General features: G+C 63.4%; 5 protein-coding genes. 3 read left to right on the forward strand and 2 right to left on the reverse strand.

Translation table 11 applies throughout. From position 1 onward, the window contains the following. The first annotated feature begins 107 nt into the window (after positions 1–107). Positions 108–1,193, forward strand: coding sequence for a hypothetical protein (locus AB1384_09260; GenBank protein ID MEW6554460.1), 1,086 nt, complete (start codon positions 108–110; stop codon positions 1,191–1,193). Positions 1,194–1,220: 27 nt separating this feature from the next. On the opposite strand, the gene AB1384_09265 is transcribed toward AB1384_09260, so the two are convergent. Further along, positions 1,221–2,195, reverse strand: a complete 975-nt coding sequence (locus tag AB1384_09265) for a PHB depolymerase family esterase (GenBank protein MEW6554461.1) — start codon at positions 2,193–2,195, stop codon at positions 1,221–1,223. Positions 2,196–2,334: 139 nt separating this feature from the next. Here AB1384_09265 and AB1384_09270 point away from each other — a divergent pair, with 139 nt between their 5' ends. Together AB1384_09270 and AB1384_09275 are read left to right on the forward strand one after the other, a co-directional pair. Next, entirely contained in the window at positions 2,335–3,012 is a 678-nt protein-coding gene (locus AB1384_09270; protein ID MEW6554462.1) for an isochorismatase family cysteine hydrolase, read from the forward strand. A gap of 27 nt (positions 3,013–3,039) precedes the next feature. Then, on the forward strand, positions 3,040–3,684 hold the full coding sequence (locus tag AB1384_09275) for a GAP family protein (protein ID MEW6554463.1): 645 nt from the start codon (positions 3,040–3,042) through the stop codon (positions 3,682–3,684). A gap of 75 nt (positions 3,685–3,759) precedes the next feature. On the opposite strand, the gene AB1384_09280 is transcribed toward AB1384_09275, so the two are convergent. Continuing rightward, the coding region (locus tag AB1384_09280; protein MEW6554464.1) for a DUF11 domain-containing protein at positions 3,760–6,845 on the reverse strand (3,086 nt) is incomplete at its 5' end.

Genomic DNA, 6,845 nt, shown 5'->3' on the forward strand with positions numbered 1-6,845 from the left:
CGCTTAACAGCCGGCGGCGTTGTGCCGAATATTAAATAGGCCTGCCGCCGGCTTCCAGCTGGCCTGGCGATGTCAGTTGTGGGGCTTCTCGGTAAAAGGAGAGTCGTTTGCGCACACTCAAGTGCCCGAAATGCGGTTTCCCCTTCATGTTCTCCAGGATAATCAGGTGGAACTCCAACGGCACCATATGCGAACGCATGATGCCGGACCTGCGTGCCGTCCTGCTGGAGGCCGAACTCTTCAACGACCTCTTCGCGCGCATCGAGGAGAAGATGGGCATATCCCTCTCCCACCTCATCTTCGAAGCCCAGAGGAACGCGGCCAAGGAGGTCATAGACGGCGTCCTCAACAAGTTCCCTTTCTCGCTGGGCCGGGTGGGCTACAACAAGAAGCTGGTCGTGCGCGTCTTCTGCACCATCGCCCTGGTGACCGGGCAGTCCTATGCCAAGGCCATCCGCTACCGCCCGGGTCACGAAGGCGAGGCGCTCATCCGAAACCCCTATAACCGCGAGCTGATGGCGGCGATCATCCTCGGCGCCTTCGAGAGCCTGGAGCAGAAGCCGTTCGAACACACCTGGATGGAGATCGACGGAAACGACGTCATCGCCATCACCGTCTCCGAAAAGAAGCCGGAGGTATCTGAGCGCCTGGCGGTGCATATGCCGCCCTTAAAGCCGGGCAACCGCTCCTACCCGCGCTGCCGCGTGTGCGGGGTGCCCCGCGAGCTCTCCTACCTGGAATGGAGGGAGAGCGACGGCATCATCGTGGACACCAGGCGCGACGTGCGCATGGCTTTTCTCGACGGCTATACGCCGACGACCGTCTTCCGCGAGCTGGAGAAGGAGTTGGGTGAAGAGATCTACCCGGTTATTCTGAAAGCACAGAAGGAGACCACCCACCGGCACCTGGACGAGCTGAAGCTGATCACGCGCGAGGACAGGTCCTCGCCCGAAGGCAGTAGGGGCATCTACCGCAGGGTGCTGGCTCCTCTCCCGCTGTGGGGGCAGGGAAACCCCGTGCGCCTGGAACAGGACGCCGGCTTCCTGCAGGTGACGGTCGAGAACCCTTACAACGAACACCTGCTGGCCGGACACATGGCAGCAATTTTCGAGGCGGTGGAGGGGGTGGAGTCGGAGATCGCATGGGAGAGACCGGACGACTATACTATAGTCTTCAGTGTAACGGCGAAGTGAGTTCCCGGGATCCAGCGGACACCGTTCTCACTGCGCTGACAATGTGAACCTCGTGAAGAAATCCCAGATCACTTCCCCCGCATCGATGTCCCGGCAGGTCAAGCCGATGGTCCTCTCGCGCATGTACTGCCAGCCTCCCGGCCAGGTATGGCCTCCGCCCTCCACGGCCAGCAGCACCACTTCCGTGCCGTCCCGCCCCCCACCGTAAATCTCTCTCCTCACCATCGTGCCGTCGCCGGGAGCCGCGTCGGGCAGGTATTCCGAGTCCGGGCTGCCGGTGCAGCCGTCCACCCCCACCCAGAAAGACACGGTGGCGGCGGCCGAGATGGCATAACCGCGGCTGGCCAGGTCTCCTCCTATCTCCCCTCCTTCCCAGGGCACGAGCGGATCGTCCGTTCCCACGACGAGCATCACCGGGACGGGTCGGGACGGCGAGCACCGTCGTGACAGGTCCTCTCCCATCAAAGCAGCCACTGGGGCGATCGCGGCTATCTTGTCCGACAGCTCACAGGCGAGGCGGTAGGAGAACATGCCCCCGTTGGAGATGCCGGTGGAATAGACCCTGGTCGTGTCGATGCCGTACGTGTCCACCAGTTCATCGATGAGCGCGGAGATGAAGCCCACGTCGTCCACCCCCGGGTTGACCTCCGGCCGGCCGTCGTTCCAGTTCTTATCGATACCGTCAGGGTATGCGGCGATGAAGCCGTGCTCGTCCGCGATGTCGCTGAAGTGGGTGAGCCTGACCATGCCCTCACCGTCGCCACCTCCCCCATGAAAAACGAAAAGCAGCGGGAGAGCATCCTCTCCATCGTATGCGGGAGGAAGATGGAGGAGATAGGTGCGCTCCTGTCCTGCATAACGCAGCGAACCCGCGATATCCTGTGCATCGCCCGGGACCTGAGCCACCTCTTCCCCGTCCCGTACGCCGGCACAGGCGGCGGCGCCCACGGTGACCGCGGCGAACAGCAGGACCAGGCCTAGGGCAGATGTCTTTCTCGTCATGACGCTCCTCCCTTTGCCGTTCCTGAAAAATGGTTTGCGCCGGCCGAGGCCCGCCCCCATCGTTTATTATATATTCATATTCTACGGTGAAATGCCGTGAGCCTTGTGACGGCAAACGATTAGAGATCGGGTGGTGAACATGGATGGAGAATTCATGAACCTGGTCACACCCTATACGCGGCTGAATCCGCGGAGCTGTGCCCTGCTGGTCATCGACGTGCAGAACGACTGGGGAGACCCGCGGGGCACGTCTCCAATGCCGGGCCTGGACGAGGTGATGCCACAGGTGGTAGAAGCCCTGAAGGCCTTTCGTCGTGCCGGGCTCCCCATCGTTCATGTCGTCCGGCTGTACAGAGAGGACGGCAGCAACGTGGACCCCTGCCGCCGCTGGCAGGTCGAACAGGGAGAGCTGCGTGTGGGGTTTCCATATACCTGGGGGTCGCAACTGGTGGACTCGACCAACCCCAGCGGGGCCGAGCTGGACGCCGGTGCGCTGCTTGCGGGCGAGATCCAGGAGTTGGCGCCGCTGGAGTACGTGATATACAAGCCACGCTTCAGCGCCTTCCACGCCACGCCCCTGGAAGACCTGCTGGCATCGAAGGGCGTGGACAGCGTGGTCATCGTGGGGCTCACGTTTCCCAACTGCGTGCTGGCGACACAGCTTGGCGCCACCGACCGCGATTACCGGGTGGGGCTGGTGCCCGGCGCGTGTACGCAGGTGAACGACGACGGTTTGCGGGGCATGCAGAACAAGGGCGTGCAGCTTCTTACCCTGGATGGGTTGCGGAAGCTTCTGCTGGGGGACCAGGACGACTGAGCGATAGCGGGAAAAGGAGCAGCGCGTTTGAGCGAGATCTTGCCGCGCTTGATACTCATAGGCCTGGCTGCGTCAGTGAGCCCCGTGGCGGTGATGATCCTGATCACCGTGCTCTCCAGGCAGAACGCCAAGCGCAATTCCCTGCTGTGGCTCCTGGGCTTCACCCTTACCCTCCTGGCCCTGGGGTTTGCCGGGGTCTACATAATGCGGGCGGGAGGAAGCGGCGGCACCAGCGACATCGACGGCTACATCGATATCGTTATCGGGGCCCTGTGTCTTATCGCCATTCCCCTTAACCTGCTGCGCCGGGACAGGGACGGCGTGCCCGAGGTCGACAAGGAACTGGGCGTCATGGGGGCACTGACCCTGGGGTGCGTCTCGATGGTCGTAAACACCTCCACGTTTATCATCTTCATCTCGGGGCTGCACGAGATAAGCAGTTCGCATCTATCGACCCTCGAGGATGTGGCATCTCTGGCGATACTGACCTTCTTCACCCTGACGACGGTCCTCATACCCATCGCGATATACTTCTTCTTCCCGTCGAGGTCCGAGAAGGCCCTGGCCGCGTTCCAGGGTTGGCTGACCAGGCACAAGAAGATGATCGGGGCGGTGGTCCTGCTGGTCTTCGGTGTATATCTCCTTATCAAGGGCCTAAAAGTAGTCCTCTAGGAGCCCGCGGGCCGGGACATGCAGCAGCTTCCGGAGATCGTGATGTTATGTGATCTCTCCGCAGTCGGGGCAGACCTAGCCGTCATAGGGAAGCTTTGAGGAATCCCAGCCGATGACGGGTTCCGTGCTCTCCTCCCTACGCCTCCCGCTCGCGAGGAAGATAACACCGGCCAGCATGAGCGCCAGCCCCAAGGCGATGGTCAAGAGCGACATAACCGCCATGAGCCGCGTGCGGTTGTCGACTCCCGTCTTGGGAAGGGTGCCGCCGTCGCCGCCGTCGCCGCTCTCCCTCCTCCAAACAGTCAGATCGAGGGCCGGCGTCGTGGAGACGTCGTCGCTCAGGACCGGCGTATCGTTTCTGATGTTGTCGTCGGCGTCGTCGAGTACTCCATCGCCGTTCCGGTCCCAATACGCAGCAGCCTGGTTCTCAACCTCATCGAAATCCGGGTCGACCGTGGTCCTGAAGGTGATGACCACTTCGTTCTCAGCCTCCGTTTCGTTGCGCGCCCCGGGGTCAGCCGCGATGGTGCCCTCCCAGACCACCATATTGTCGCTCGGATCGTATACACAGGATATGGTACTGGAGCTTCCCCGCGCCTCGTAGGCCAGGCTGCCTTTCACGTAGGTGGTACCCTCGGGGATCCTGTCCGCTATCCTTACGCGCATGGAATCGGCGTTGCCGCTGTTGATCCAGACTAGCCCCCACTCGAGCTGAGGGAGACCATCGTCGCTCACCGTCTTGATCCCGTACGGCGGGTCGAAGAGATTGATGTTGGAGACGGCGGCGCTGTCCTCGTCGTCCTCGGACTGGTCGCCATCGTCATTGCCGGGAGTGGAGTCGGGATCGTACTGATTTGACGTCATTACCTGGGCGATGTTCACGTAGTCTCCGGCGACACGGACGGTCGCCTGGAAAGTGAGGTCCACGGATGAACCGGAGGCCAGGCTGTTGACGGTCCAGGTCAAGGCGGGAGCGGAAGCATCGCTCCTGCTGCTGCCGCCGGCCATGGAACCAGCCACGTAGGTGAACCCGTCGGGAAGGACATCCCTTACGCTTATGCCGGTCGCTGTGCTCGGGCCCGCGTTCGCCAGGGTCAGCGTAAAGGTGATGGTCTCACCCACGTTGGGGTTCGCATTGTCCACCTTCTTGTCCAGGCTCAGGTCTGCCTCCTGCGGCGTGACGCTCGCACTGTCCTGGTCGTCCTCTCCGGCAGAGCCGTTGCCGGGGGTGGAGTCCGGGTCGTATTGATCGGACGCGGTCACCTGGGCCGTATTGACATAGTCGCCCGAGGAGAGCACCGCGGCCCGGAAGGTCAGCTCGACGGAAGCACCCGAGGCCAGGTTGTTGATGGTCCAGGTGAGGGTAGGTGCGGACGCGTCGCTGCGGCTGTCCCCTCCGGCGATGGAGCCAGCCACGTATGTGTAGCCGCTGGGCAGGATGTCCTCCACGCTCACACCGGTGGCGTTATCCGGACCGCTGTTGGTCACCTCTACGGTGAAGGTCACCGTCTTGCCCACATTGGGGGAGGGGTTGTTCACCGTCTTGGTCAGGCTGAGGTCGGCTGACTGCGGGATCAGGTCCTCCGAGTCCTGATCGTCCTCCGTGTCGTCGTTGTTGCCCGGAGTGGAGTCTGGGTCGTACTGGTCCGAGGCCATGACCTGGGCCACATTCAGGTAATCGCCGGTGGCCAGGACCTCCGCCTGCAGGGTCAGCTCGGCGCTGGCGCCCGCGGCCAGGCTGTTTATCGACCAGGTGAAGGTGGGAGCCGCGCTGTCATCGCGGGTGTCACCGCCGGCGATGGAGCCGGCCACGTAGGAGTAGCCGTCTGGCAGGACGTCCTCCACGCTCACGTTGGTGGTCGCGTTCGGGCCGGCGTTCGCCACCGTCACGGTGAAGGTGACCGTGTCCCCGACATCCGGAGTCGTGACATCGAGGGCTTTTACGAGGCTCAGGTCGGCGGCCTCCCTCAAGGTTATGCCCTGGGCGTCCTCGTCGTCCTCTCCGGGCACGCTGTTGCCGGGCACAGAGTCGGGGTCGAACTGGTCCGCGGCCATGACCTGGGCCACGTTCTCGTAGTCACCGGTGGCAAGCACCTCGGCCTGGAAGGTGAGGTCGGTGCTGGCCCCCGCGGCCAGGGAGTTGATGGTCCAGGTGAGGGTCGGGGCAGCGGAGTCGTCCTGTACATCTCCACCGGCGATGGACCCGGCCACGTAGGAGTAGCCGTCGGGGATGACGTCGTTCACACCGATGCCCGTCGCGGCATCGGAGCCGTCGTTGGCTATAGTGACGGTGAAGGTCACCGTCTCGCCGATTATCGGGTTGACGTTATCCACGGTCTTGTCGAGGCTGAGGTCGGCCTGCTGTGGCGCGGCCGTCTCCGAGTCGGTGTTGTTGCCCGGGTCGGGGTCGTACTGGTCCGAGGCGGTTACGGCCGCCACGTTGGTGAAGTCCCCCGATGCGTTGACCTCGGCCTGGAAGGTGAGGTCGGTGCTGACCCCCGCGGCCAGGGAGTTGATGGTCCAGGTGAGGGTGGGGATCGCGGCATCGTCGTTTGCGTCCCCGCCGGAGATGGAGGCGGCTGTGTAGGTGAAGCCGTCGGGGATGGTGTCCGAGACCTCTATATTGGTGGCGCCGACGGGGCCGGCGTTGGCCACGGTCAGGGTGAAGGTGACGGTGTCTCCCACGTTGGGGGCGGTATCATCCACGGTCTTGGTGATAGAGACGTCGGCGATATTGGGGACTACCGTGACCGTGTCCTGATCGTCCTCGCCGAAGTTGCTGTTGCCGGGTACCGAGTCTGGGTCGAACTGGTCCGCGGCCATCACCTGGGCCGTGTTGGCATAGGTGCCCGAGCCGAGCACCTCGGCCTGGAAGGTGAGGTCGGCGCTGGCCCCCGCGGCCAGGGAGTTGATGGTCCAGGTGAGGGTGGGGATCGCGGCATCGTTGTTTGCGTCCCCGCCGGAGATCGAGGCGGCCACGTAAGAATATCCTGCAGGTATCACGTCGGCTACGGTCACGCCCGTTGCGGTGTCAGGTCCGGCGTTGGCCACGGTCAGGGTGAAGGTGACGGTGTCTCCCACGTTGGGGGAGGGGTTGTCCACCGTCTTCACCAGGCTGAGGTCGGCCTGCTGCGGGGTCACGCTCTCGGAGTCCGAGTTGT

The sequence above is a fragment of the Actinomycetota bacterium genome (assembly GCA_040757835.1).
Taxonomy (GTDB): Bacteria; Actinomycetota; Geothermincolia; order Geothermincolales; family RBG-13-55-18; genus SURF-21.